This window comes from Dolomitihabitans soli (assembly GCF_022213955.1).
Classification (GTDB): Bacteria; Actinomycetota; Actinomycetes; order Streptosporangiales; family Streptosporangiaceae; genus Streptosporangium_A; species Streptosporangium_A soli.
On sequence record NZ_JAKNTW010000002.1, the window covers coordinates 412,388 to 435,963 of the forward strand.

General features: G+C 68.9%; 23 protein-coding genes. 12 read left to right on the plus strand and 11 right to left on the minus strand.

Going from position 1 to position 23,576, the window contains the following annotated elements; genetic code table 11:
* Positions 1 to 97: 97 nt before the first annotated feature.
* On the minus strand, positions 98 to 1,399 hold the full coding sequence (locus MBA17_RS06685) for an aminotransferase class V-fold PLP-dependent enzyme (protein ID WP_238495398.1): 1,302 nt from the start codon (positions 1,397 to 1,399) through the stop codon (positions 98 to 100).
* 267 nt (positions 1,400 to 1,666) lie between these two features.
* Between MBA17_RS06685 and MBA17_RS06690 the strand changes: the two genes are divergently transcribed.
* The 5 genes from MBA17_RS06690 (at position 1,667) to MBA17_RS06710 (ending at position 6,000) form a co-directional block, all read left to right on the plus strand.
* Positions 1,667 to 2,092 carry a hypothetical protein gene (locus MBA17_RS06690; RefSeq protein ID WP_238495399.1) on the plus strand — a complete coding sequence of 142 codons (426 nt, stop codon included), beginning with the start codon at positions 1,667 to 1,669 and terminating at the stop codon, positions 2,090 to 2,092.
* Positions 2,093 to 2,198: 106 nt separating this feature from the next.
* Positions 2,199 to 3,305 (plus strand): PLP-dependent cysteine synthase family protein, encoded by a 1,107-nt coding sequence (locus MBA17_RS06695; RefSeq protein WP_274385019.1) that lies wholly within the window; start codon positions 2,199 to 2,201, stop codon positions 3,303 to 3,305.
* Positions 3,302 to 4,555: an MFS transporter gene (locus MBA17_RS06700; protein WP_238495400.1), complete on the plus strand. Its 1,254-nt coding sequence runs from the start codon at positions 3,302 to 3,304 to the stop codon at positions 4,553 to 4,555. Before MBA17_RS06695 ends, MBA17_RS06700 begins: the two co-directional genes overlap by 4 nt.
* A gap of 150 nt (positions 4,556 to 4,705) precedes the next feature.
* On the plus strand, positions 4,706 to 5,062 hold the full coding sequence (locus tag MBA17_RS06705) for a BlaI/MecI/CopY family transcriptional regulator (protein ID WP_238495401.1): 357 nt from the start codon (positions 4,706 to 4,708) through the stop codon (positions 5,060 to 5,062).
* Positions 5,059 to 6,000, plus strand: coding sequence for a M56 family metallopeptidase (locus MBA17_RS06710; protein WP_238495402.1), 942 nt, complete (start codon positions 5,059 to 5,061; stop codon positions 5,998 to 6,000). Before MBA17_RS06705 ends, MBA17_RS06710 begins: the two co-directional genes overlap by 4 nt.
* A 36-nt stretch (positions 6,001 to 6,036) precedes the next feature.
* Here MBA17_RS06710 and MBA17_RS06715 read toward each other — a convergent pair whose 3' ends face one another.
* The 3 genes from MBA17_RS06715 to MBA17_RS06725 all read right to left on the minus strand — a co-directional run bounded on the left by MBA17_RS06715 (position 6,037) and on the right by MBA17_RS06725 (position 8,009).
* On the minus strand, positions 6,037 to 6,696 hold the full coding sequence (locus MBA17_RS06715) for a vitamin K epoxide reductase family protein (RefSeq protein WP_455432707.1): 660 nt from the start codon (positions 6,694 to 6,696) through the stop codon (positions 6,037 to 6,039).
* Positions 6,677 to 7,411 carry a DsbA family protein gene (locus MBA17_RS06720; protein WP_238495403.1) on the minus strand — a complete coding sequence of 245 codons (735 nt, stop codon included), beginning with the start codon at positions 7,409 to 7,411 and terminating at the stop codon, positions 6,677 to 6,679. The genes MBA17_RS06715 and MBA17_RS06720 overlap by 20 nt, the downstream gene beginning before the upstream one ends.
* A gap of 79 nt (positions 7,412 to 7,490) precedes the next feature.
* Complete coding sequence (locus MBA17_RS06725; protein WP_238495404.1) at positions 7,491 to 8,009, minus strand: copper resistance CopC family protein; 519 nt, start codon at positions 8,007 to 8,009, stop codon at positions 7,491 to 7,493.
* A gap of 512 nt (positions 8,010 to 8,521) precedes the next feature.
* Between MBA17_RS06725 and MBA17_RS06730 the strand changes: the two genes are divergently transcribed.
* Genes MBA17_RS06730 through MBA17_RS06750 form a run of 5 tightly spaced genes read left to right on the plus strand, consistent with a single transcriptional unit; the run spans position 8,522 to position 11,498 of the window.
* Complete coding sequence (locus tag MBA17_RS06730) at positions 8,522 to 8,926, plus strand: ArsR/SmtB family transcription factor (protein ID WP_238495405.1); 405 nt, start codon at positions 8,522 to 8,524, stop codon at positions 8,924 to 8,926.
* On the plus strand, positions 8,923 to 9,642 hold the full coding sequence (locus tag MBA17_RS06735; protein ID WP_238495406.1) for a cation efflux transmembrane domain-containing protein: 720 nt from the start codon (positions 8,923 to 8,925) through the stop codon (positions 9,640 to 9,642). The genes MBA17_RS06730 and MBA17_RS06735 overlap by 4 nt, the downstream gene beginning before the upstream one ends.
* An 11-nt stretch (positions 9,643 to 9,653) precedes the next feature.
* On the plus strand, positions 9,654 to 9,869 hold the full coding sequence (locus tag MBA17_RS06740) for a DUF3703 domain-containing protein (RefSeq protein WP_274385021.1): 216 nt from the start codon (positions 9,654 to 9,656) through the stop codon (positions 9,867 to 9,869).
* A 13-nt stretch (positions 9,870 to 9,882) separates the two neighbouring features.
* Complete coding sequence (locus MBA17_RS06745; RefSeq protein ID WP_238495407.1) at positions 9,883 to 10,938, plus strand: scabin-related ADP-ribosyltransferase; 1,056 nt, start codon at positions 9,883 to 9,885, stop codon at positions 10,936 to 10,938.
* Positions 10,935 to 11,498: a type VII secretion system-associated protein gene (locus MBA17_RS06750; RefSeq protein ID WP_238495408.1), complete on the plus strand. Its 564-nt coding sequence runs from the start codon at positions 10,935 to 10,937 to the stop codon at positions 11,496 to 11,498. The genes MBA17_RS06745 and MBA17_RS06750 overlap by 4 nt, the downstream gene beginning before the upstream one ends.
* A 267-nt stretch (positions 11,499 to 11,765) precedes the next feature.
* Here MBA17_RS06750 and MBA17_RS06755 read toward each other — a convergent pair whose 3' ends face one another.
* Together MBA17_RS06755 and MBA17_RS06760 are read right to left on the minus strand one after the other, a co-directional pair.
* A complete protein-coding gene (locus tag MBA17_RS06755; RefSeq protein ID WP_238495409.1) occupies positions 11,766 to 12,107 on the minus strand; it encodes a hypothetical protein in 342 nt (113 codons plus the stop codon).
* Positions 12,104 to 12,508, minus strand: a complete 405-nt coding sequence (locus MBA17_RS06760; RefSeq protein WP_238495410.1) for a YbaB/EbfC family nucleoid-associated protein — start codon at positions 12,506 to 12,508, stop codon at positions 12,104 to 12,106. Before MBA17_RS06760 ends, MBA17_RS06755 begins: the two co-directional genes overlap by 4 nt.
* A gap of 1,119 nt (positions 12,509 to 13,627) precedes the next feature.
* On the opposite strand from MBA17_RS06760, the gene MBA17_RS06765 reads away from it, so the two are divergent.
* Entirely contained in the window at positions 13,628 to 15,097 is a 1,470-nt protein-coding gene (locus MBA17_RS06765; RefSeq protein WP_238495411.1) for a M28 family peptidase, read from the plus strand.
* A gap of 98 nt (positions 15,098 to 15,195) precedes the next feature.
* Here the strand turns inward: MBA17_RS06765 and MBA17_RS06770 are convergent, their stop codons facing one another.
* The 5 genes from MBA17_RS06770 to MBA17_RS06790 all read right to left on the minus strand — a co-directional run bounded on the left by MBA17_RS06770 (position 15,196) and on the right by MBA17_RS06790 (position 21,062).
* Positions 15,196 to 16,461, minus strand: coding sequence for an MFS transporter (locus MBA17_RS06770; RefSeq protein WP_238495412.1), 1,266 nt, complete (start codon positions 16,459 to 16,461; stop codon positions 15,196 to 15,198).
* Positions 16,462 to 16,527: 66 nt separating this feature from the next.
* Positions 16,528 to 17,274, minus strand: coding sequence for a thioesterase II family protein (locus MBA17_RS06775; RefSeq protein ID WP_238495413.1), 747 nt, complete (start codon positions 17,272 to 17,274; stop codon positions 16,528 to 16,530).
* A gap of 56 nt (positions 17,275 to 17,330) precedes the next feature.
* Positions 17,331 to 18,638: a cytochrome P450 gene (locus tag MBA17_RS06780; protein ID WP_238495414.1), complete on the minus strand. Its 1,308-nt coding sequence runs from the start codon at positions 18,636 to 18,638 to the stop codon at positions 17,331 to 17,333.
* A 28-nt stretch (positions 18,639 to 18,666) separates the two neighbouring features.
* The gene (locus tag MBA17_RS06785) at positions 18,667 to 20,490 is read right to left on the minus strand and encodes an amino acid adenylation domain-containing protein (protein ID WP_238495415.1); all 1,824 of its coding nucleotides are present in this window, start codon (positions 20,488 to 20,490) and stop codon (positions 18,667 to 18,669) included.
* 86 nt (positions 20,491 to 20,576) lie between these two features.
* Positions 20,577 to 21,062 carry a hypothetical protein gene (locus tag MBA17_RS06790; RefSeq protein ID WP_238495416.1) on the minus strand — a complete coding sequence of 162 codons (486 nt, stop codon included), beginning with the start codon at positions 21,060 to 21,062 and terminating at the stop codon, positions 20,577 to 20,579.
* Between the two features lie 681 nt (positions 21,063 to 21,743).
* On the opposite strand from MBA17_RS06790, the gene MBA17_RS06795 reads away from it, so the two are divergent.
* Entirely contained in the window at positions 21,744 to 23,573 is a 1,830-nt protein-coding gene (locus MBA17_RS06795; RefSeq protein ID WP_238495417.1) for a non-ribosomal peptide synthetase, read from the plus strand.
* Positions 23,574 to 23,576 lie beyond the last annotated feature (3 nt).

Sequence of the window (23,576 nt, forward strand, 5' to 3'; positions counted from 1 at the left end):
CCCCCTTGGAGATGGTCATGACCGTCCCGCTCACCTCAGGAATGCCCGGCAGGCACGTCGCCCCGGCCTGTCACGCTCGCATACGGCGGGCGACGTCTCACGCTCGCATACGGCGGGCGACGTCGTGCAACGCCGCGGCGAGCCGGTCGACGTCGCCAGCTGAGGTGAACAGGGCAGGGGTCACCCGGACGCAGTCGCCTCTGGTCACACCGCCGCGCCGTACGGTGAAGATCCGATAGCGGCTCATCAGGTAGTCGCTGATGGCGACGTTGTCGGCTTCGGAGGTCCGCCCGCTCACCCGGAACGCGGTGATGGTGCCGTACATGGCGGGTTCTTCGGGCGTGAGGATCTCCAGGTTGGGGATGTGGCGTACCTGGTGGACCCACCGGTCGCGCAGGTAGCGCAGGCGTGACTGCTTGACCGGGGCGCCGAGGGAGTCGTGGAAGTCCAGGGCGGTGCCGACCGTGAGGATCGGGGCGACGTCCATGGTGCCGGAGTGGACCCGTGAGCGGATGTCGCCGGCGGGATAGGTCTCATCGGCGAAGACCAGGTCGATGTCGGCCAGGCGGTCCTTGCGGATGTAGAGGAATCCGGCTCCCAATGGGGCGCCCATCCACTTGTGCAGGGAGAAGCCGGCGAACTCGGCGTCCAGATCGGCGATCGTGAAGTCCAGGTGACCCCAGGAGTGGGCGGCGTCGACGATGACGTCCACTCCGTGGGTGCGGGCCATCGCGATGATCTCTTTCACCGGGGTCACCAGGCCCGTGCGGTTGTTCATGTGGGAGAGCAGGAGCAGCTTGACCTTCGGATGGGCGGCGAAGGCGTGGGCGTAGGCGTCCAACACCGCCTGGCGGGTCGCCGGTTCGGGGATGACCAGCTTCTCGACATGCACTCCCCGGCGGCCACGCAGCCAGTTCATCGTGTACTGCATGCTGTGATAGTCGAGGTCGGCGTACATCACCGCGTCGCCCGATCGTAGAGCGCGGTAGCCCGCGATCAGGTTCTGCAGGGCTTCGGTGCCGCCGCGGGTGAGGGCGATCTCCTCCATCGTGACGCCCAGGAGGGTGGCGATACGCTGCCTGACCTGATCGGCCTGGGCCTTGTAGGTGGTCCGCAGCAGGTGGGAGTTGACCTTGTTGAGGTGGTCGACGTTGCGGTGGTAGGCGTGGCGCACCGGCTCGGGCATGATCCCGTAGTAGCCGTTCTCCAGGTTGACGAACTCCGGGCTGACCCGGAACCGTCGCGCGACGGCCCGCCATACGGTCTCGTCGCGGGCCAGCAGGTCGGGGTCGACGCCGGCGGGTATCCGCACCGGCTCGGCGTCCGCTCGTCCGTGCAGGCCGGAAAGGGTCATCAGCGCGCCCGCGCCGGCGACCATCGTACGCCTGGACATGGTCATCTCAGCTCTCCCAACGGCTCGACAGGCTTCGCATGGCCCAGGCGTCGTGACAGTCGCGGGCCGCGTCCCAAGTGTGCGCACGATAGCCCCGCCGTACCGGGATTGGGCGGTGCCGGGCGCGCCGCATCGACCGGAAATGCACATAAATGGCACTAATTCCATCTGATGCGAGAGGACTTCATCCGGCGATTCGAATTTGCCGTATTTTGCAAAGTTCTATGTCTTCACCGGGCGCGTCCTGCCGACCTGTGGGCATCATCTCTTTCGATGTTCACGACACGATCAGTGCGCCGCCACCGGCCGGCCGGATCTTTCTCCGGCCGGATGGTGGCGAATGCGCTGATCGCCGTGTATCTGGTGGTGGGGCTGGCGTTCACGCACGGCGGCGCCTGTGCAGCCCTGATCATCTCCGAAGCGGCGGGGCATGCCGGCCACACGGCGCAGTACGCGCCCACCACGACGGGGTCACCGGGGTCGGGGTGTTCTCATGACGATCTGCCCTCAGGCCACCGCCATGGGGCGGAGCATGACACCTCGACGGCCACCGTGCCCGGCGCGGAAATGCCGGCGGCCGAGCCGAGTGCCACGCCGGTCCTTTCCTGCCTTCCTACCGAGCGGAATGTCCGCACGTCCTACGACAATTCCACGTTTCCGAACCCACGCCCGCCGAACCTTTATGTGATGCGTATATAGGCCGAGGTGTGACCGCCCGCCACAAGGTGGCAGGCGGTCCGTCACCGATCCTATTCCTGACGTGACCATTTCCGGCGCCACGTCCATCCGCATCGGGGATTCAGCAATGACACCGCGCAACGCGGCCGCATGCCTGGAGCACGCGGCCTGTGCCACATATCCAGCACTCGGCCTCACCATCGGCAACACGCCGCTGACCTACATCTGCGAACCGCACGCGCCCGAAGGACCCGGTTTCTGGGCCAAGCTCGAAGGCTTCAACCCCGGAGGGATCAAAGACCGCCCGGCCCTGCACATGGTCCGCCAGGCCCGCGCACGGGGCGACCTCAAGCCGGGCGGGACGATCGTGGAGTCCACCAGCGGCACGCTCGGGCTCGGGCTTGCCCTGGCCGGCATCGTCTTCGGCCACCCCGTCGTCCTGGTGACCGACCCCGGCATGGAACCGCTCATGTGCCGGCTGCTGACCTCCTACGGCGTGCGCCTGGAGATCGTGCCCGAACCACATCCCACGGGCGGCTGGCAGGAGGCCCGCCGTGTCCGCGTCCGGCAACTGGTGCGGGACCTGCCCGGCTCCTACTGCCCGGACCAGTACAACAACCCCGACAACGTCGCCGGCTACGCCGGACTGGCCCACGAGCTTCTCACCCAGCTCACCCGGATCGACGTCCTGGTCTGCTCGGTCGGGACCGGCGGGCACAGCGCCGGCATCCACCGGGTGCTCCGCCAGCACTTTCCGCACCTGGAGCTCGTCGGAGTGGACACGGTGGGCTCCACCATCTTCGGCCAGCCCGACCTGCCTCGCCTGATGCGCGGCCTGGGCAGCAGCATCCACCCGCGCAACGTCGCCTATGACTCCTTCAGCGAGGTGCACTGGGTCAACGCCGCCGAAGCCGCCTGGACCTGCCGCGACCTGGCCGCGCGGCACTACATCTCCGGAGGCTGGAGCACCGGCGCGGTCACCCTGGTGGCCCGATGGGCGGCGGCGAGCGGGCCACCCGGGCGCTGCGTCGTCGCGGTGTTCCCGGACGGGCCGTGGCGCTACTGGAACACGATCTTCGACGATGAGTTCTGCCACGCCAACGACCTGCTCGCCGCCGCCCCGGCCGCCGAGCCGGATGAGATCGCCGTCCCCGGCGAGCGTAAGGTTTCCCGCTGGACACGCTGCACCTCGGTAATCGATCCGCTCGCCGATGCGGAAGGGCGGCCTCAGTGATCGCGACGCTGCGCCAGTTCCGCTCCTTCAGCCGCCCGATCCAGATCCTCCAGATCAACCAGGTAGGCATCAACCTGGGCTTCTACATGCTCATGCCGTACCTGGCCCAGCACCTGGCCGCCGATGCGGGCCTGGCCGTGTGGATCATCGGACTGATCCTCGGGCTGCGCAACATGAGCCAGCAAGGGTTGTTCCTCATCGGCGGCACGCTGTCGGACCGCGTCGGCTACAAACCCGTGATCATGGCGGGGTGCGCGCTGCGCACGATCGGGTTCACCCTGTTCGGCCTGTCCACTTCGCTGCCGGGCCTGCTGCTCGCCGCCGTGCTGACCGGTATGGCCGGAGCGCTGTTCAATCCCGCTGCCCGCGCCTATCTGGCCCACGAGGCGGCAGGTCGCAAGGTCGAGGCGTTCGCCGTGTTCAACGTCTTCTACCAGGTGGGCATCCTGGCCGGGCCGGTAGCCGGAGTCGCTCTGCTCGGCGTCGGCTTCCAGGCGGTCTGCCTGTCCGCGGCGGCGATCTTCGCCGTGCTCACCGTCGTGCAGGGGGTGTGCCTGCCCGCCCGCGCGGGAGCGGAGGCCGACTCCCACCGGCCGGTCCTGCACGAGTGGCGCGAGGCGTTCACCAACCGGCCCTTCCTGGCCTTCGCCGCCGCGATGATCGCCTCCTACGCGCTGTCCTACCAGATGTATCTGGGACTGCCGCTGGAGGTTCGGCGGGTATCAGGCGCCGATTCGGGCGTGGTGGCGCTCTACGTCATCTCGGCCGTGCTGGGGATAGTCGGACAGGTCCGGATCACCGCCTGGTGCGGTTCGCGCTGGAGCCGGGGGCAGGCCATCGCGCGCGGGCTCGCCCTCATGGGCCTGGCCTTCGTGCCCCTGATCGTCTCCGCTCACCTCACGCCCCCGCCGCAACTCGTGCTGGCCCCGGTGATCGTGTGCACCGTGATGCTCACCACCGGCACCCTGATGGCCTTTCCGTTCGAGATGGCGACGGTCGCCGACGTGGGCGGCGGGCGGCTCATCGGCACCTACTACGGCCTGTACAACCTCCTCTCCGGCGCCGGGATCCTGCTGGGCAATCTGGTCAGCGGCGCCGCGATCGACCTCACCGAGGGCTCTGCATGGGCGAGTCTGCCCTGGGTGCTGCTGGTCTTCGCGGGCCTGCTGTCCGCGCTCGCCGTACGACGCCTGGACCGCGCGGGACGACTGGCCGCCCCGCGACGCGGACCAGCCGTGACGACGACCTGACACCGCATGCCGGGATCCACCGGATCACCGCCTTCGCCCGCCGGCCCGCCAGGCGGAGGCGAGCGAGAGGTACGGGCGTCGCGGTGTTCCGCGGCGAAGCGTGACCTACCCTTGCACCGTGACCGGAGCGGATGTGGAGAGGCAGGCCAGGTGCGGCTCGGCAATCTGGAACGCTCGATCATGGAGGCCCTGTGGGGACATCCTGAGGGAATGCTCGCCCAGGAGGTGGCCGACGCGCTCGCTTCGCGGCCCGCGGTGACGACGGTCCTGACGGTCCTGGTGCGGCTCTCACGCAAAGGGCTGGTGTCGCGGGAACGGGCAGGACGCGCTCATCTCTACAAGGCGACCGGCGACAAGGACGCGTTCGTCGCCGAGACGATGCGCGCCGCCCTGGCCGAGGCCGGCGATGTGGAGGCCGCGGTGAACCGCTTCGTGGTGACCGTCTCCCCCGAGGTCACCGCCGCCCTCCGGGCCGCCCTGGAGGTGCCGGGCGGGGACCCCTCATGACTCCCTGGCTGATCGCGGCAAGCGTGGCGCTGGCGCCCATCGTGCTCGGCGGGCGCCTCGCGCGAGGGCTGGCCACCGCGCGGTGGGCCAGCCACCACCCGCGTGCCGCGCTGACGCTGTGGCAGGCGATCGGCCTGGCCGGCGGGCTGGGGGCGGTCGGCGTCGGCCTGGTGGCCGCGGTCGCCCCGCTCGCGGCGGCGTTTCCCCATGGCATGCACACGTTGGGCCATCAGGTCCTGGACGGGAGCGGGTTCGCCGGACTCGGCATGGCACACATCGCGGCGCTGCTGTGGTCGGCGGCTCTGATCGCGTGGCTGGCCAGCCACACCGCGCACACCACCGTGAAGACCATTCGCGAGCAGCGCCGCCAGCGACTCCTCCTCGACGTGCTCGCCGACCACTCTCCCGAGCACGACGCCTACGTGCTGCCGAGCCCGAAGCCGACGGCCTACTGCGTGCCCGGATGGCCTCCCCGGATCGTGCTCAGCCGCGGCACCCTGAACCTGCTCGACCCAGCGGAGTTGCAGGCCGTCCTGGCCCATGAACGCGCCCACGCGGCGGGGCGGCACGATCTTCTGCTGCTGCCGTTCATCGCGATCGCCCGCGCCTTCCCCTGGGTGCCCGCCGCCAGGACCGCTCGGACGGCGGTGCCGGTGTTGCTGGAGATGATCGCCGACGACCAGGCCCGCCGCGCGCAGGGCGACCGCGTCCTCGCGCACGCCATCCTCAACATGATCGAGTCGGCGGGCGGCCCTGCCGCGACACTGGCCTTGGCCGACTCGGCGGTCCTGCAGCGGGTCGAGCGTCTCCTGCGGGCGAGCGAGCAAGAACGGCAGTGGGTACCGGCAGCCGCCTACTCGACCGCGGCGGCACTCCTCAGCGGCCCCCTGGCGGTGATGGTGGCGCCGATGCTGTGCGGGATCCTCTGGCCGGTTTGACGCCCTGACCCTGATGGCCGTCGCATCGGGACTCACTCACAGCAGGGTGCTCCAGTACGACCAGAACCGGACGCCGATCATGGTGAGGATCCCCAGGAACCAGACCGTGACCACCACCGCGTGATAACCGACCATCGTCTCGACCACCCGGTGCCCGCCGGCGGGCAGGAACGGGCGGCGCCGCAGGTTGTGCAGGGTGACGTAGAGGAAGATCGGGATGGTGACGGTCCACACCAGCATGCAGTAGGGGCACAGGGCGCCGATGACGTACAGGCTCTGGAAGATCAGCCAATGCACGAACACCACCCCGAAGGTCACACCCGCCTGCAGGCCCAGCCAGAACCAGCGGCCTGGACGTGCACCGGCCAGCAGGGCGGCGCCCACGGTGGCGACGACGGCGAAGGCGCCGATGCCCAGCAACGGGTTGGGGAAGCCGAACACCTCCGCCTGCGGCGTGGTCATCACCGAACCGCACGACAGCACCGGATTGATGCTGCAGCTGGGCACGTAGGCCGGATCCTTCAACAGCGCGATCTTCTCAACAGTGAGCGTGAACGCGGAGCCCAGCCCGATCGCCCCGCCCACCAGCAGCAGCCAGGGCAACATCCGGGGAAACGGCCCGTCTTCAGAGGCCCCCGGCACCCCCAGAAGATCGGCGGCAGGTTCTGCCGCGGCTTCAGCCGGCGAGTGCTGCATCGATGGCCACCTTGAAGTCCTCAGCGGACTGGGGTTCGATCTTCTTGCCGTTGAGGAAGAACGTCGGTGTCCCCTGCACTCCCAGCGCCTGACCGTCGGCGAGGTCCTTCTTGATCCGGGCCAGCGTGGCCGGGTCGTCGTACGCCTTGTCCCAGGCGGCCACGTCCAGGCCCATTTCCTCGGCGAACTTCCGGAAGAGGTCGTCGGCCGGGACCTGCTTCTCCCCCCACTGCGTCTGGGTCTGATACATCCGCTGATACATCGCCTCGAACTTGCCCTGGCCGGCGGCGGCTTCGACGGCGCGGGCGGCGCGCTCGGCGTTGAAGTGGCTGGCGATGGGGAAATAGCGCACCACGAAGGTCACCTTCCCGGCGTACTCCTTACGCAACTGCTCCACGGCGGGGAAGGCCGCCTTGCAGGCCTCGCATTCGAAGTCGAGGAACTCCACCAAGGTCACCTTGCCGTCCGCGGCGGTTTGCACGCGGTGACTGTCCGCCCGGACCAGCTGGGATTCACCGGCCACCGTGGCGGCGCCGCCGGAACCGGGCCCGAATCGATTGATCGCGAACACGGCACCCAGCACGACCACGAACATGCCGATCACCGTCAGCGAGATCGCGAGATTCTTCTTGCGCGTGGCCTGGCGCCGCTCCTCGGCGCGCATGGCCTCCAGCTTGTCGCGCCGAGCCTGGGCCCGCGCCGATGTCTCCGACACTCACATACTCCTTGCTCAAGGGGAGACGCAGTCATCACGCCACGCCGCTGGACCTACCGGGCCACGCTGCTCCGAGGGATCACCTGCCGGACCGTCGTAGGCGCCTCGCCAGGAAGAACCCGGCCCCCGCCGCGACGGCCACCACACCGATGCCCAGTACGACCACTGTTCCGCCGCCGCTTCCCCGCGCGGCGGCGTCCTGCCCGACGGCCTGCGGGGTGAGGTCAGGTCGGACCGGCTGCGCGCTCGACGTCGGTGAGGCGGATGGAGACGCGGGCGGCGTCTCGCTCGGGGAGGTGGCCTCGGAGGGAGAGGGGGAAGGCGCGGCGATCACCGTGAACGGCACCTGGCCGGTACGCGGATGACCATCAGAGGAGACCACTCGATAACCGATGGTGTACTTGCCCGGCGGCAGCACCCCGGCCACCTTCTGGATCACTTTCTTCCCGCTGATCTCGGCCTCGCCCTGCTGAAACTGCTTCTCCCCGGCGTTCAGCACGACGACCTTGGGGAAGGTCACCGCACCGTTGAACTCCAGGACCACCTGCTCGACCGCGGTGACCCTGGCGTCCTTGGCGGGGCTGCTCGACTTCAACACATCGTGCGCCTGAGCCGCCGCCACCGGAACAAGCCCGACAGCACCTGCCGCGACTAAGACCGCTGTCCTTCGCAGGAACATGAGAAACCTTCCGCCGGTACTCATTCGGGTCCCGAACCGGCCTTACGCCGGGCACGCTCGGCCTGCCTGGCCCGTCCCTCGCTGCGCACAAGCCAAACGATCCCGGCGATGAAGGCACCCCCCACGACCACGGGCGGTAGGAGGGCGGACACGATCTCGATCACGAAGCTACTCCAGACGCCGGACGGACCACTGCCGAACTTCTACATTATGTCGAAGAAGTGGGTGGGGTCCGCGCTTCCGGTGGGCGAAGCGGCGATACCCGGAGTCTGCCCTGGTAGAACCCCCATTTTCGACACCCCGTCGCCCGGTTTACGGGTGGCGGCCACGCCGCCCTACTGGCATTCATCGGCAGGATCACCGCCACTGAGGACCCCTGGGCGACATCTCCGACTTGCCAATCGATCGCATATGGCGGATATCATCGCCAAATGGCGATTAATGAAGGTGCGCGGTGCGTGAGCACCGACATCGCGGCGGGCGTCGCGCCGGCGGCGGCGCTGTTCCACTCCCTGGCCGATGAGACCCGGCTGCGCATCGTGCAGCGCCTGGCGCAGGGGGAGGCGCGCGTGGTGGATCTGACCGAGCAACTGGGACTGGCCCAGTCCACGGTGTCGAAACACCTGGCCTGCCTGCGCGGCTGCGGGCTGATCGACTACCGCGCCGAGGGCCGCCAGTCCTTCTACGCCCTGACCCGCCCGGAACTGATGGACGTACTGGCCGCCGCCGAACACCTGCTGGAGGCCACCGGCCACGCGGTCGCGTTGTGTCCCGGCTACGGCCTCGACCCCGGTGCCGCCCCAAGCCGGGCGGGCAAGCGGGAGAAGGTGTCATGAGCGTCCTGAACCACCCTCCGGCGCCGGCCCGGCGTACGGCACTGCAGCGCCGTATCCGGTTACTGGTCGCCGCGACCATCACCTACAACGTGATCGAAGCCACCGTGGCCATCACCGCCGGCACCCTCGCCTCCTCCACGGCACTGATCGGCTTCGGCCTCGACTCCATCGTCGAGGTGGCCTCGGCCGCAGCCGTCGCCTGGCAGTTCTCGGCCACCGATCACGAAAAGCGGGAGAGGACCGCGCTGCGGATCATCGCCCTGTCGTTCTTCGCCCTGGCCGCCTATGTCACCGTCGACGCGCTGCGCGCTCTGATCGGCGGCGACCAGGCCGAGCACTCCCCACCGGGACTGGTGCTGGCCGCCCTCAGCCTGGTCGTCATGCCGTTCCTGTCGGCCGCCCAGCGGCGCGCCGGCCGCGAACTCGGCTCGGCCTCCGCCGTCGCCGACTCCAAGCAGACCCTCCTGTGCACCTATCTGTCCGCAGTACTGCTCATCGGCCTCGCGCTCAACAGCGCCTTCGGCTGGTCGTGGGCCGACCCGATCGCCGCCCTGGTCATCGCCGCCGTCGCGGTCAAGGAGGGCCGCGAAGCCTGGCGCGGCGACGCCTGCTGCACCCCACTCCCTGGCACACCATCCGGCCCCAGGGCCATCGAACCCTCAGATTGTGCCGACGACTGCTGCTCCGGCACCCAGCAGAACGGGCAGGATCAATGATCGGCCGACCGATGCCCGCCGAGGTGCGGGTCGTCTACACCCGTGAAATGCGCGCGGCCCGGACCGTCCCCGACCCGGCGACGCGGTGGCGGCATCTGGAACGAGCGCACATCCTGTCCCAGCCCTGGCCATGGCCGCACACCCGCATCACCTGGCGATGTTGGGCTTATGCAGGCTGGACCCCTACAGTGATCGCCTCGGATGTGATCACGCGTGGAGACCCGTGACGAGGAGGGCACCATGGCGCTTCAGCCGCCACCCGAACTCGCCATGCTGCTCAACCTCGTCGTCTCGTGGCCGCTGATCGACGAGGACGCGCTGCACGAGGCCGGGACCCAGTGGATCTCCTTCGCGACGACGGCGGTGCGCGTCTCCTCGACCGCCGCCACGCACGCCGCCCGGACCACCACGCGCAACGACGGGGAGGGGGTTCAGGCGTTCGACGGCGACTGGCGCGACACCTCGGACCGCTCCGGCGATGCGATCGCCGCCGCGCTGCTCATCGGCGGTGCGCTGCAGCTCTCGGCCATGATCGTGCTCGCCGTGAAGGTAGCGCTGATCGCCGTCCTCGTCCGGCTCGCTCTGAACCTGGCGCAGTTGGCCACGGCCTCGGGGCCCACGGCCGGCGCCTCGCTGGCGGCCGTTCCCGCCGTCGTGGCCGGCGCCCGGACGGCAGCGCGGGGGATCATCCGTAAGATGGTCGACCTGCTGGAACGCAGCGCGCTGCGCTTGTTCAATCGCGCCTCCGCGCTGCTGCGCAAGCCGCCCCACAAAGTGGGGGCCGCCGCGATCCCGCCCGGCAAGCGCCCGCCGACCCCCGTGCGCGACCCCGACAACTACCTCGACGCGGCGGCCGACAGGAGCGTCGACGTCAAGAGCATCACGCCCTACCCCATCTGGCGCCGCGACCGCGAGCCGCTCTACCGCTCCTCGGACGAGTCTCCGGACGTGGTCTTCGGGCAGGGCCTCCATCCGCGCGACCCGTCGATGACCAACCTGTCCGACTACGTGCTCAAGGCCAGGCCGTCCGCCTTCGTCGGGACCAGCACCCGCATGGATATCGACAACGCGTTCCCGCGCAGCCACGTCTACGAGGTGGACGCCCCCGGCGGGATCGACGTCCAGGAGACCGTACGGGGCGCCGGTCATCTGTCTCACGAGCGCGAGATCGCCTTCCCCGGCGGCGTGCACCGGAGATACGTCTCCGGCGCCTGGCCGCAGGGGGTGCCCCGGACTCCGGAGAACTTCATCCCCAACCCGCACTACGACCCCTACCCGTCAGGTGGATCGCCGTGACCGACACCCCGCTGCCCCCGCCGCCGGTCACCGACGATCTGCGGCGGCAGGCACGGCTGCGCCCGGGCTCCTGGATGTACGCGGTCGATCCGTTCTTCGACCCCGACGGCGAGGTCCCGCCGTACGGCATCGTCGGCGCCTGGCAGGTCGACGAGCGCGGCGAGATCACCGGCGAGTTCCGCCACAACCCCGGCTACCGGCCCTCGCCGGTGGCGCTGGGCCACCCCGAACCCACCGACCCGCTCGACCGTGCCGTGCAACTCGCCTCGACCGGCTACACCAGCGGCGACGACCTCGTCCTCCTGCTGCTGGAGACGGAGGTGATCGTGGCCGGCGGACCGGGCGGCGGGGTGCCGGTGTTCGACACGGGCGAGGGCCGGGCGGCGTTCGCCTACACGGCCCAGGCCCACCTGCCGGACACCCTGCCGGATGGTGCCACGGGCTGGCAGCGCCTGCGCGGCCGGGACCTGGTCGCGCTCCTGCCGCCGGACGTCGGCGTCGCCGTCAACCCCGAAGGGCCGGCGGGGGCGCTCCTCACCCCGGACGAGCTTCGCCGCTGACCCGCACCCAGGCAGGCTTCTCCCCGCCGACCAACTCCCGGCGCGCGCTCCTCACCCCCGACGAGCTTCGCGGCTGACCCGCACCGGGCGAACTTCTCCCACCGACCAACTCCCGGCGGGGGCGCTCCTCACCCCGGACGAGCTTCGCCGCTGACCCGCACCCAGGCAGGCTTCTCCCCACCGACCAACTCCCGGCGGGCGCGCTCCTCACCCCGACAAACTTCGCCGCTGACCCGCACCAGGCGGGTTTCCCGCCAGCCCTGGCCGTCACTGACGCTCGATGGCCCGCCCGTTCCGTGCGGCGTCCTCCTCGGTGCGCCGCTCCGCGTCCCGGTAGTTCGCCCCCATGACGTGCACGTCGTCTCCCGAGGTCATCTGCCGCTCCCCCAGCGCCTCGTACACCTCCAGCGCCCTCTGGGTGACCGCGAGGTAGACGGCCTTGACCGTGCTCTCGGCCTCCTCGCCCCAGGGGTCGCACTCTCCCTCGAGATGGGCGCGCAACACCCCCACCGCCTCCAGCCAGGTCGTGCCGGTCTCACCCAGCCCCGCGCCGGTGCCGCGCAAGTCCGTGTGGGAGACACCTAGTCGCTGGTCGAAGTGCTCGCTCACCGCTCCTCCAGCCGCCGCGCGACCAGCTCGACCCCGTCGGCGAACTCGTCCAGCCGCCGCATCACGTCGGCGTGCACGCCGCCCAGCGTCTCGGCGAGCCCCTGCGGATCCGTCAGGTCGGCCGCCTCCAGCCCCGGCACGCTCGCCCGCAAATCGTCCAGCGCGGTGTTGACCGCCGCGAGGATCTCCCGTGCGAGGTCTTCCGACGCCATCCGCATGACCCGAGGGTTGAGGTGCAGCTCGCGCAACCGCCCGTCCTGTCCGGCCACGGCCCGCACCTGCCCGCCCGCCGCCTCGCCGCTGCCCTGGAGGGCGGCGTCCGCGTGCGGCTCCGCCGTCCGCGCGAGCGCCTGGACGGCCTCTGCCAGCATCTCGCCGATCTGCTGCCCGTTTGCGTGCATAGTTACCTTTATCGCACCCCCGCAGCCGCGCACTAACCCACCGGTCGCGTCAAAGCAGGTCCGTGACCCCCTGCAACCTGCACTCGACGTCCTCGCGGAGGCTCTGACCTGCGTGCATAGCCTGCGCGGACACGTCCAAGCCTTCGCCGAGACGACGAAGAGTCTGATGGTGTGAACCTCTGCCAGCGCTGACCTGATCCACCACATGCCTGCCGCCTGCCTTCGCAAGCTGCTCATCGGTCAGCCGTCAGCCGTCAGCCGTCAGCCGCTACGGCGACGCGATCGCAGTAAGGTCGCCGCCGTCATCTCACCAGAAAGGCCAGAATTGAATATGTAAATTCTGACGCCTCCTTGGGGCTCTCGGTAAATACCCCCGGCGGCATCAATGCCCTGCGATGCGCTCGGACATACCATCTCCGTCCGGGCGGACCGAGCTTGAATGAGTCGTGGTCGTCGCCTCCGAGCGTCTCGTCGATGGCTACTGAGCCGCTTCTGGAGTGGAAGGACGTGGTTATCCGGTCGGTTTCGGGGTTACCGAGAGTCGGATCCCTGATCGACGTCCCACAGCTCAAACCGGATCCGCACCAGATGTGTGGCGCCCGCTCAGCGGTGGTCCTTCCGCTTTGTTTCCTCGCCGGCATTGCCGTATGTGACCCACTCGCCGGTCTTGCCGTCCTTGAAGAGTTCCTCTGCCAGGAGGCGAGCAAACCACTGAAACCGCTGGATCAGGCCAGATCGGCCCAAGGGGGTCGGCGGGGTCGAGGCGAAGAAGCGGAGCAGGCCCAGGAGCCGGCTGGCTGGAGGGGCGGTCCAGTGGCGTTCGCCCGGGTGCGGGACGGGATCTGCCAGGCGTCCGACGGCCCAGGTGAGGTGGAACCACAGTGCGCGAGCCTCCCAGTGACGACAGGAATATATAACATCAGCCTTTGAAATTCTTCTCCAAAAAAGCTCTATCAGATTCAGTTCATCCCGACCGGCATACAGCCGTGTACGCGATAGCCCACATATTCGCGAAACCACCGATGAGGTAGGTGGGAGCAGCTCTCCTCCGGTAGCCTTTGCCGGGCCTCCGCTCCATTTCACGGCGGGGCATCCGACACGAAAAGGAGTCGACAGTCCATGACGCGTCTTCCGAAACGGAACCGCTTAGCGATCGGGTCCCGGGCCTTTCTCGCCGCCGGGGTCGTTCTGCTTCTCTCCGGCTGGTCCGCCCCCGCCCAGGCCGCGGAATCGCACAAGCCCGCAGACAAACTGGCCAAGCAGATGTCCAAGGCCGTAACCGGTGAGAGGGCCTGGCGCCACCTGGCAGCCATATCCAAGGCCACAATGGCCAACGGCGGGCACCGGGCCGACGGCTCACCCGGATACGAAAAGTCGGCGGAGTATCTGACCCGCAGGCTGACCGCCGCCGGCTATGAGGTCAAGCGGCAGGAGTTCTCCTTCCTCGATTACGCCATCTTCTCGGAGGCGGCGTCCGTCACGGCACCGGAGCCCCGGACGCTGAAGCCGATCATCGCCCGTTTCTCGATCTCCACTCCCGAGGGCGGGCTGACTGCCCCAGTCGTGGTGCCGTCGGGCAAGTCCACCGGCTGTACGGCGAGCGACTACGCCGATACGGACGTCACAGGCAAGATCGTCCTGGTGGACGTCAACGACTGCTTCATCACGCAGAAACAGATCGTGGCGGCGGAGGTGGGCGCGGTCGCCGTGCTCATGAACGTCAACACCCCCAACCCGAACCTGAATCTGCGCTACCGCATGGTGCCGCCGGAGGACGCTCGGATCCCGATCGCGACGCTGAACCGGGGCGAGGCCGAACAGCTGAAAGCGGACATCGCCGAGGGGCCTGTCACCGTCAACGTCGATCTGCGTGGCGAGAACAAGATGACCGAGACCTACAACCTGCTGGCCGACACCCCGACGGGCCGTGCGGACAACACTGTGGTCATGGGCGCCCACATCGACAGCGTGGACACCACTCCCGGCTTGAACGACAACGCGGCCGCCTCCGCGATGCTGCTGGAGACGGCGGTCCAGATGGCCCCGCACTGGAAGCAGGTCAAGAATCGGGTGCGGTTCGCGTGGTGGGCCGCGGAAGAGAAGGGAATCTCCGGATCCCAGTACTACGTCAACCAGTTGAGCGAGGAGGAGCGGCGCGGGACCGCCCTCTATCTCAACCTGGAGATGATCGGCTCCCCGAACTTCCTGCGGCAGGTCTACAACGGTCAGACCCCGACCGGCCCCGGCCCGGCGGGATCGGATCGGATCTCCCAGCTCATCAGTGGCTACTTCGCCGAGCAGAGGCTGCCGACCGTAGGACTGGTGCTCGACGGCCGGTCCGACCACTCACCCTTCATCGTCGCCGGCATCCCGGCGGGCGGAGTCAACGCCGGCTCCGACGCGATCAAGACTCCTGAGATGGCCGCGCTGTTCGGCGGTACGGCGGGCGAGATGCTCGACCCCTGCTACCACCAGGCATGCGACACGCTGTCCAACGTCAACAGAACCATCTTCGAGCAGAACGGCCGGGCCATGGCCTGGGCAGCCGGCCGCTTCGCCGTTGACACCTCGGACGTCAACGGCAAGTAAGGGGCACGACAGCCACGGCAACCGGAACCCAACGATCCGCCCGCGCACAGGCACGGGCGGATCGGTGCGTACGCCCCCTGGCGTACTGAAAAGGGGCGTCAGCGGTCGTCCGCCGTCTCCGGGGCGGTCACACTGTCGAGTGCGGTTTCCTTCTTGGTCACGAAGCCCATCGTGCGCACCTCGCGTAACGCCAGCAGGCCGATACTGCTGGCGCCGACCAGGACGGCCGCCACCACCAGAACGGCGGCGTTGCCGGTCACAACCGCGACCGGGGCGGCCAGGGCCAGGCCGAGCGGACGCGCCGCGAAGGAGAGCAGCGCGTCGTAGGAGTCGGCACGGGCGAGGGTGTGCGGCTCGAACCGCTGCTGCATCACGGTCTGCCACACGGTGTTCAGCACGCCCAGCCCCAGCATCGCCACGAAGTACGCGGCCGCGTTCACCGCGGTCGGCGCCGGCACCGCGAACGTGAGCAACGGCAGGGCGAAGACGAACCCGCCGACCGAGGTGGCGACCAACGGGCGGGTGATCGGCAACCTGGGGGCCAGATAGGCGCCGAGCAGCATGCCGACCATGCCGCACTGGTAGGTGATGACCCAGGAGGCGTCACCCCCCAGTTCACGGACCGCGATGAGCGGCCCGAGCGTCATCAGGACGCCCGCGGTCAGGTTGGAGATGCCGTGCCCGACGAGGTTCGTCCAGAACCAACGGTGCGCACGGACCACCTGCCAGCCCTCGGCCAGGTCCTTCATGAAGGTGCTGTTGCCCGCCGGCCGCTCGTGCCGCGTCACCTTCAGGCCGCCCAGGGTGGTGGCGGCCACGATGAACAGCGCCGCGGTGAGCACGAACGACCAGCCCACGCCGATGGTGACGACCAGGACTCCGACGATGCCGGGCCCGGCGACCAGCGCGATGCCCCGCGCCGTACCGAGGCGGCTGTTGGCGCGGAGCCGGGCCTCCGGGGGAACCACCGCGGTCACCAGCGGCGACACCGTGGGGGTGCCGATGGCGACGGCGGCGCCGGTGATGATCGAGAGGACACAGAGGTGAAGGATGTTGACGGTGCCGGTCAACAGCTCGATGCCGATGGCCAGTTGGGCCGCGCCGCGCACCAGGTCCGCGGCGAACGCCACCCGCTGGGGCGAGTGCCGGTCGGCCAGGACTCCTCCGACCGGCAGCAGTACCAACTGCGGGATCAGCTCGCAGGCGAGCACCAGCCCGAGGTCGGCCGCCGAACCGGTGGCGTGGATGACCGCCAGCGTCAATGCGGTGGGGATGAGACAGGTGGCCAGCACGGACAGGGTCCGTCCGGTCAGCAGGCGTCGGAACCCCGGGATAGGGGCGAGCGCGGTAGGGGCAAGGGCCATATGGTCAGAGTCCGCCGTTCGAAGGGGAGTTGACGGTGGGAGATGGTGACGTGCTCACCCGAACAGCTAAGCGGAGCACAGCTGCCCCGTCAGTTGAGTGAGAAGTTCGGGGGGAGCGTTGAGGAACGCGTGGTGGCCGCCCTCCAGATTCACCTCGGCGTACCGCCCGTCTGCCGCGTACGCGCGCCAGCCGCCCATCTGCTCCGGTCGGATCTCCTTGTCCTCGCTCCAGCCGATCACTCGCACATCGCAGGGCAGGGGGACCGGTTCGGCCAGATGGTAGAGCTGATTGGCGGTGATGTCCGCCCGTAGGACACGCAGACTCATCTGAATCATGTCGGGGTTGGGAGTACCCCCCATCGACCTGGTCAACGCGGCCAGTTCGAGGGCCAGTTCGGAGTTGCTGAGCTGCAGGAAGCGTCCGAAGGGGCCATCGTGCGGAGCCACCTGGGAGGAGATGAACAGCGTGTCCGGGGTGGGCAGCCCGGTGCGTGCCAGGTGCAGTGCGGTGGCGAACCCGGGCAGGGCGCCGCCGCAGTGGCCGAAGAAGGCGAAGGGCCGGTCGAAGTGCGGCAGCAGCGCCTCGGCGACTTGCTCAGCCAGCTCTTCGTACGTGCCGTAGTGGGGCTCGCGGATGCGGTTCTCGCGGCCGGGTGGCTGCACGCGGCAGATCTCGACGTCGCCGACGTGATCGGGCCACTTGTTGTACATCGACGCGCCCAGACCGGAGTACGGGAAGCAGAAGAGCCTCGCCCTGCTGTCCTGCTTCGGGGGGCGCAGGAGCATCCGGGTCGGACGGCTGCCGGGGGGCATGGGCCACCTCGCTTTCTGGCGGGAGTGATTCGGGACATGGCGGACCGCGCGTGGTTTCAGACGGGCACCGGGCCGTCCGCCGTGACGGCTTCGACCAGGGTCGCTGCGGCGCCCTCGCGCAACCGTGCGGTGAGGGGCATGCTCTTGATCCCCGCCACGAAGTTGGAGGTGAGGTGCTCGACGGGGCCGGCGGGAGCGAAGTCCTCGACGCTGGCGACGATCTCTTCGAACAGCAACCGCAGCGCGATACGCGCCAGAGGGGCCCCGATGCAGTAATGGGGCCCGAACCCGAAAGCCACATGGCGGTTCGGGGAGCGGGCCACGTCGAAGCGGAACGGGTCGGGGAAGACCTCCTCGTCGCGGTTGGCCGAGCCCAGCCAGGCCACCACCGCGTCCCCGGCCTTGAGCTCCTCGCCGCGCAGCGTGATGTCCTGGGTGACGTACCGCATGAAGTGGTTCGCGGGCGAGGCCCAGCGCAACCCCTCCTCGACGGCGCTGTTCGTCAGCGAAGGATCGGCCAGCAGCCGCCGATGCTCCTGGGGGTGCTCCATCAGCGCGAGGACGGTGGCGGCGATCGCGTGCGGCGTGGTGACGTTGGCGCCCAGCAGAAGGCTGTAGCAGTTGTAGACGATCTCGTCGTGGCGCAGCCTTCTGCCGTCGGCCTCCATTTCCGTGAGGAAGCCGATCAGGTCGTCCTCGGCGAAGCCGTACCGGATCCGTCGCTTGACCTGGCCGGAGAAGTACGCGAACAGCTCGTGGTGGGCGGCGGCCAGGGTGCTCTCGCCGGCCGTCTCCCGGTACTCGGGGTCGCCCGGTGCGACGGCCATCGTGGTCAGCCGGGTGAGCCGGGGCCAATCGGCCTCGGGGAGCCCCATCAGCGTGCCGGTGAACGCCATCGGGAAGCCCGCGGAGGCCGCGGCCACGTCCCAGGTGCCTCCGTCCAGGAGCGGAGCGAGCATCCGGTGCACCACACGGCGGATCTGCGGCTGTCGGGACTTCAGGGCACGATGGGCGAGCACCTTGTTCAGTGGTTCGCGCATCGCGGTGTGCACGGGTGGGTCGCTCGCCGCCATCATCTTGCCGCCGGCTGGATCCGTACCGCCCAGGATGGACAGCAGCGTGCCGCGGTTGGAGGTGAACCGCGTGTGGTCGCGCAGGACATCGTTGACGTCGTGGTACTTGGTCACCGACCAGAACGACCGGCCGTCGGCGAGGGTCTGGCGGTGCACTGGGGCCCGTTCCCGCATAAGCGTCCAGATCGCGTGCGGGTCGCCGACGGCGTACAGCTCGGGGTCGAACAGATCCACCGCATCCAGATCGATGTCGGTGCCGGTGCCACCTGGGTGGGGAGTGCTGATTCTCATCGGTCTCGCTATCTCCTGTGGGAAGCCGTCACCCGGCCGACGGGCCTTCGCTCTCGCCCGCGGTCGTCAGCGTGCTGAGGTAGGCCGCCAGCTCGTCGATCGTCGGATGCTCGTAGAAGGCCACCGGAGGCATGTTCACGTCGTACTCGACGCTGATCTCACCGGTGATACGTGCCGCCATCAGGGAGTGGCCGCCGAGTTCGAAGAAGTCGTCGTCGACTCCGACCGGGGAGAACCCCATGAAGTCGGCCCAGAGTTCGGTGAGCCAGGTCTCCACCTCGGTGGTCGGGGCGCGGTATTCGCTGCTCATCTCGGGACGTTCGGGCCTGGGCATCGCGGTGAGTACCGCCCGGTCCACCTTGCCGTTGGAGCTCAGCGGGAGCGCGTCGAGCCGGACGAAGAGAGCCGGGATCATGTAGGAGGGCAGGGTGCGCCCCAGGTCACGGCGCAACTCGGCGGTGGTGACGGTCTCTTCGCTGACGTAGTACGCCGTCAGACGGCGTTCCGTACCCGACGTCCGCTGCGGGACGACCGCGGCGTCGGCGATCTCGGGGTGCGCCCGCAGCGCGGCCTCGATCTCGCCGGGCTCGATGCGGAAGCCACGGATCTTGACCTGCTCGTCGGCCCGGCCGTGGAACTCGAGCGTGCCGTCGGGGCGGCGGCTGGCGAGGTCGCCCGTGCGGTACATGCGGTCGCCCGGCACGTCGGAGAAGGGGTTCGGGATGAACCGCTCGGCGGTGAGCGCGGAGTTGTTCAGGTAGCCGTGGGCCAGGCCGAGCCCTGCCGCGTAGAGCTCGCCGACCTCTCCGTCCGCGACGGGCTCGTAGTCTCCGTCGAGAAGGTGCACGCTGGTGCCGCGGATGGACCGTCCGACCGGTACGGGGCCGTCCCCCACGGCGCCGGTGAAGGTGTGGCAGGCGGTGAAGGTGGTGTTCTCCGTCGGCCCGTACCCATTGGTCAAGATGGTCCGGGGCAGTTCACTCAGCGCGCGGTCGACATGCGCGGCGGAGAGTACGTCGCCGCCGGCCACCAGGTGACGCAGTCCCCGCAGGTTCTGGACGCCGGACTCGACTATGGCGTGGAACAGGCCCGCGGTCAGCCAGGCGACGGTGATCCCGCTCTTCTGGACGAACGCGGCGAGGTCGGCCGGCGTGAGCTCGCCCGGGGGCGCCACGACCAGACGGCAGCCGTTGAGCAACGCGCCCCAGATCTCCAGCGTGGAGGCGTCGAAGGCGATGGGCGCGAAGTGCAGAAAGACGTCGTCGGGCCGGATCGACAGAAAGTCGGGGTCCTGCACCAGGCGGACGACGCCTTGATGGGGCACGCAAACGCCTTTTGGTTTTCCGGACGAACCCGAGGTGTATGCGATATAAGCAGTACTCATCGGCGACGTTTCCGCATACGGTGGCGTTGCGGAGGAGGTGGGCGCGGGGGCGACGTCGAGGACGAGCGTGGCGGCCGAGTGACCGAGCTGTTCGACATAGTCGGTTGTCGTGATGACCACCTTGGCGCCGGAATCCTCCAGGAGAGCGATGTGGCGTTCCCGGGGCTGTTTGGTGTCCAGCCCAAGGTAGTTTCCGCCGGACTTGAGAACGGCAAGCAGGGATACTATCAGACCCGCCGAGCGGTCCAAGCAGATTCCTACGGTATCCTCCGCACCTATCCCCGCTTCACGGAGTTTGCCGGCCAGGAGGCTCGACCGGGAATCCAGCTCGGCATAGGTGAGTTCCTCGTCGTGCGCGCTGATCGCCACGGCGTGGGGATCCGCGACCGCCCGCTGCGAAAACAAGGTGTGCACGGATGCTGTGATCGTAGCGTAGGTCGGTCTTTCCAATAAGGTTTCCGTCGACATTCTCCGTCCGTTCTGTGAGTTCTTGCCCGCCGCCCCGGAAATGATGGGCAGATGCTGGATCGATTACGCGAGGGAGGAGTGCCTGTTCAGGCCGCCGCGGTCAGCCCGCCGGGCACGGCGACCCAAACCGCCGACGCCTTGCCGACCACACGGCCCGATTCGTCGAAGAGGGCCGTGTCGACGACGGCGGTCCTGCCCTGCCTGCGCCGCAGGGCGCCCACCACGACATAGGTATGCCCCAGGGCCGGCCGACGAGTGATCACCGCGGTCATCCGGCTGAGCACCATGGGCTCGGTACGCGGGTCGCCGGTCCACCCGCCAGGACAGTCCAGCACGCTCCACACCAGCTCATCGGTTATGCGGCCGTCGGCGGACGCCTGGTCGTCCGTGGGCGTCCAGAGGCAGGCGACGGTGCCCTGACGTCCTTCCACCGGGCCGGGGGTGAGCGCGAGTCCGTCACCGGCGGCCCGTTCGTGGCCGCAGACGAAGCAGGTGGGAAAGGGATGACCGGTGAATCCCTGGAAAGCGTGCGAGGCCCGCTCGGCCTCGGCCGGGGAAACGACATCGACCACGGCCGGGTCACCCGCGGTTCTGACAACGGTGGCGATGAGCCGTCCATCCCGCCGGACCTGGGATCTGCGGGCGCCGTGATGAAATTCGAGTGGCACGCCAAGAGGTGGCGGCGACACCAGCGTCACCGCCGCTGCAGAGCCCTCGGAAGGCGCGACGAGGCCCGCGAACAGGCCACAAGCATAACCGCCCTGCGCGGAATCCGGTGGACCGTTATGACGGAAATCGATGACAGGGCTGACTCGATCTGACACGACGAACACAATCCCCTTCTCTGCATACCGCGACAAGGCCGGAAGGGGTCTCTTCCCGCCTTCGTGCCGCCGACTCCCCCGCGATTCGATCTTGTTGAGGAAAGGTTCGGCTCTGCAGGCTCATGCTCTCCGTTCCTTGATCAAACACCGGAGCCCAGCTCAATGCGCGCCGATCAACATCTTCTGACAATCAAGGTAAAAGGGGCGGCGCACGATGTTTTCTCCTTTCGTGCTCTACATGATTGAGACCCCTTTCGCTGGGGAAAGCGAATGCGCAGAATGTGATCACGAGTGCTGGCGTGAATCGGGTGGGCCGTGCTTTACTGCCCGACTGCAACGGCATTGGAGGGGCTGCTTTGGGGTCGTGACTCGACCCGGCTGTCATGCCCCACGTCATACGTCGGTCAACAGGACAGTTAAGGAGCACTCGTGCACGCCGCACCACTCAGGACTCCGTCCGAATTCTCGTCCGACCACCGATCGGTCGCGGCCCTCTTCCGCGAGGTGGCCGCACGGTACGGGCCGCGCCCCGCCGTACGGCATGGCGACACCGAGCTGAGCTATGAGCAACTGGCGTCGGCCGCCGGCGGGCTGGCGGTCTGGCTGCGGGGCCAGGGCATCGGGCGCGGTGACGTGGTGGCCACGATGGTGGACCGCTCGGTGTGGTCCGTGGTGTCCATCCTCGGCGCGTGGTCGGTCGGCGCGGTTCACGTCCACCTGGAGCCCACGGACCCCGACGCCCGGATCGCGACGCTGCTGACCGCGACCGGGGCGCAGGCCGTACTGGTCGACGAGCGCAACCGGCTGCGCTTACCCGCGCGGACATCCGTGGTGCGGGTGTTGGATGCCACGCTGCCCACCGCTCCGTACGAGCCGATCCACGAGAGCGAACCGCAGGACCCGGCGTATCTCGTGTTCACCTCAGGATCGACAGGCGTGCCCAAAGCGGTCGAGGTCCCGCACGCGGCCGTGCTGAACCACCACGCGGGCTTCTGGCGTCACATGACACCGATCACGATTCCGCAGAGCTTCGGACTCACCACGACCTTCGCCGCCGACCTCGGGCTCATCTCCGTGTTCGGCGCCGTGCTCAGCGGCGCCCGGCTGGACATCTACGACCGCCACACCACGCTCGATGCCGACGCCTTCGCCGCCGAACTCGAGAACCACCCGGTGGACGCCGTGACCTACACCCCCTCCCTGCTCGAGGCGCTGGCCGGGCAGCGGGACATCGCTTCGCTGCTGCCCGGCCGAATGGTCGTCGTCGCGGGCGAGGCCTTCCCGCCGCGACTGGCCGCCGCGATGCTCGAAGCCCGGCCCGACCTGCATGTCTTCAATGGCTACGGCCCTTCCGAGGCGACCATCGAGATGATGCTGCACCAGGTGCGGGAGGCGGACACCCGGCGGGCTCGCGTCCCGGTGGGAAAGGCCATCGACGGAGTCGTGCTGCGCCTGCTCGATGAGGACGGCGAGCCCGTGCCCGACGGCACCCCCGGCATCCTCTACATCGGTGGCCGCTGCCTCGCCCACGGCTACCGCGGCGACCAGGACCTGACCGAGCGGAAGTTCACCCGGGACGCCGACGGCGAGCGCTTCTACCGCACCGACGACCTGATGGTCCGCGACGGCGAGGGCGTCTACGAATACCTGGGGCGGGCCGACCGCCAGTTGAAGGTCCGCGGCAACCGTGTCGAGCCCGGCGAGATCGAATCGGCTCTGCTCGCCCTGCCCGGCATCCAGCAGGCCCTCGTCGTCGGCGAGGAACCCACCCCTGGAGCACCCACCGAACTCATCGCCTACGTGGTCACGACCTCCCCGCTGGCACCGGAGGAGATGTCCCGCCGATTGCGCGAGCACCTGGCGGGGGCGCTCATCCCGAGCCGTATCGACATCGTCGCCGCCATCCCCGTCACCGTGAACGGCAAAGTCGATCTGGCCGCCCTGCACGCCCTCGCCGCGAGCTCCGCCGCTTCCGACCGGCCCGCGGGCGACCCGCCGCGCACCGACACCGAGCGGTTCGTGGCCACGTTGTGGAGTTCCGTGCTCGGACGGCCCGAAGTCGGCCGGGACCAGCGGTTCATGGAGATCGGCGGCGACTCCTTCAAGGCGCTGCGAATCTTCGCGGGCCTGCGCCGCAGCTACCCCGGCATGACCATCGGCCAGCTCTACGAGCATCCGACAGTCGCCGCGCTGGCCACCGTCCTGGACGGCGAGGACACCCGGCAGGCCGAGCGGTCCGTGCAGACCGTCGAGCTCTGAAGG

Excerpts from the sequence above, each read along its gene's own strand:
- MBA17_RS06685 (WP_238495398.1), bottom strand. The coding sequence starts at position 1,399 with ATGACCATGTCCAGGCGTACGATGGTCGCCGGCGCGGGCGCGCTGATG.
- MBA17_RS06690 (WP_238495399.1), top strand. The coding sequence starts at position 1,667 with ATGTTCACGACACGATCAGTGCGCCGCCACCGGCCGGCCGGATCTTTC.
- MBA17_RS06765 (WP_238495411.1), top strand. The coding sequence starts at position 13,628 with ATGACGCGTCTTCCGAAACGGAACCGCTTAGCGATCGGGTCCCGGGCC.
- MBA17_RS06780 (WP_238495414.1), bottom strand. The coding sequence starts at position 18,638 with ATGAGAATCAGCACTCCCCACCCAGGTGGCACCGGCACCGACATCGAT.
- MBA17_RS06730 (WP_238495405.1), top strand. The coding sequence starts at position 8,522 with ATGGCGATTAATGAAGGTGCGCGGTGCGTGAGCACCGACATCGCGGCG.
- MBA17_RS06760 (WP_238495410.1), bottom strand. The coding sequence starts at position 12,508 with ATGCACGCAAACGGGCAGCAGATCGGCGAGATGCTGGCAGAGGCCGTC.
- MBA17_RS06715 (WP_455432707.1), bottom strand. The coding sequence starts at position 6,696 with ATGCAGCACTCGCCGGCTGAAGCCGCGGCAGAACCTGCCGCCGATCTT.
- MBA17_RS06785 (WP_238495415.1), bottom strand. The coding sequence starts at position 20,490 with ATGTCGACGGAAACCTTATTGGAAAGACCGACCTACGCTACGATCACA.
- MBA17_RS06735 (WP_238495406.1), top strand. The coding sequence starts at position 8,923 with ATGAGCGTCCTGAACCACCCTCCGGCGCCGGCCCGGCGTACGGCACTG.
- MBA17_RS06745 (WP_238495407.1), top strand. The coding sequence starts at position 9,883 with ATGGCGCTTCAGCCGCCACCCGAACTCGCCATGCTGCTCAACCTCGTC.
- MBA17_RS06775 (WP_238495413.1), bottom strand. The coding sequence starts at position 17,274 with ATGCCCCCCGGCAGCCGTCCGACCCGGATGCTCCTGCGCCCCCCGAAG.
- MBA17_RS06770 (WP_238495412.1), bottom strand. The coding sequence starts at position 16,461 with ATGGCCCTTGCCCCTACCGCGCTCGCCCCTATCCCGGGGTTCCGACGC.
- MBA17_RS06695 (WP_274385019.1), top strand. The coding sequence starts at position 2,199 with ATGACACCGCGCAACGCGGCCGCATGCCTGGAGCACGCGGCCTGTGCC.
- MBA17_RS06740 (WP_274385021.1), top strand. The coding sequence starts at position 9,654 with ATGCCCGCCGAGGTGCGGGTCGTCTACACCCGTGAAATGCGCGCGGCC.
- MBA17_RS06710 (WP_238495402.1), top strand. The coding sequence starts at position 5,059 with ATGACTCCCTGGCTGATCGCGGCAAGCGTGGCGCTGGCGCCCATCGTG.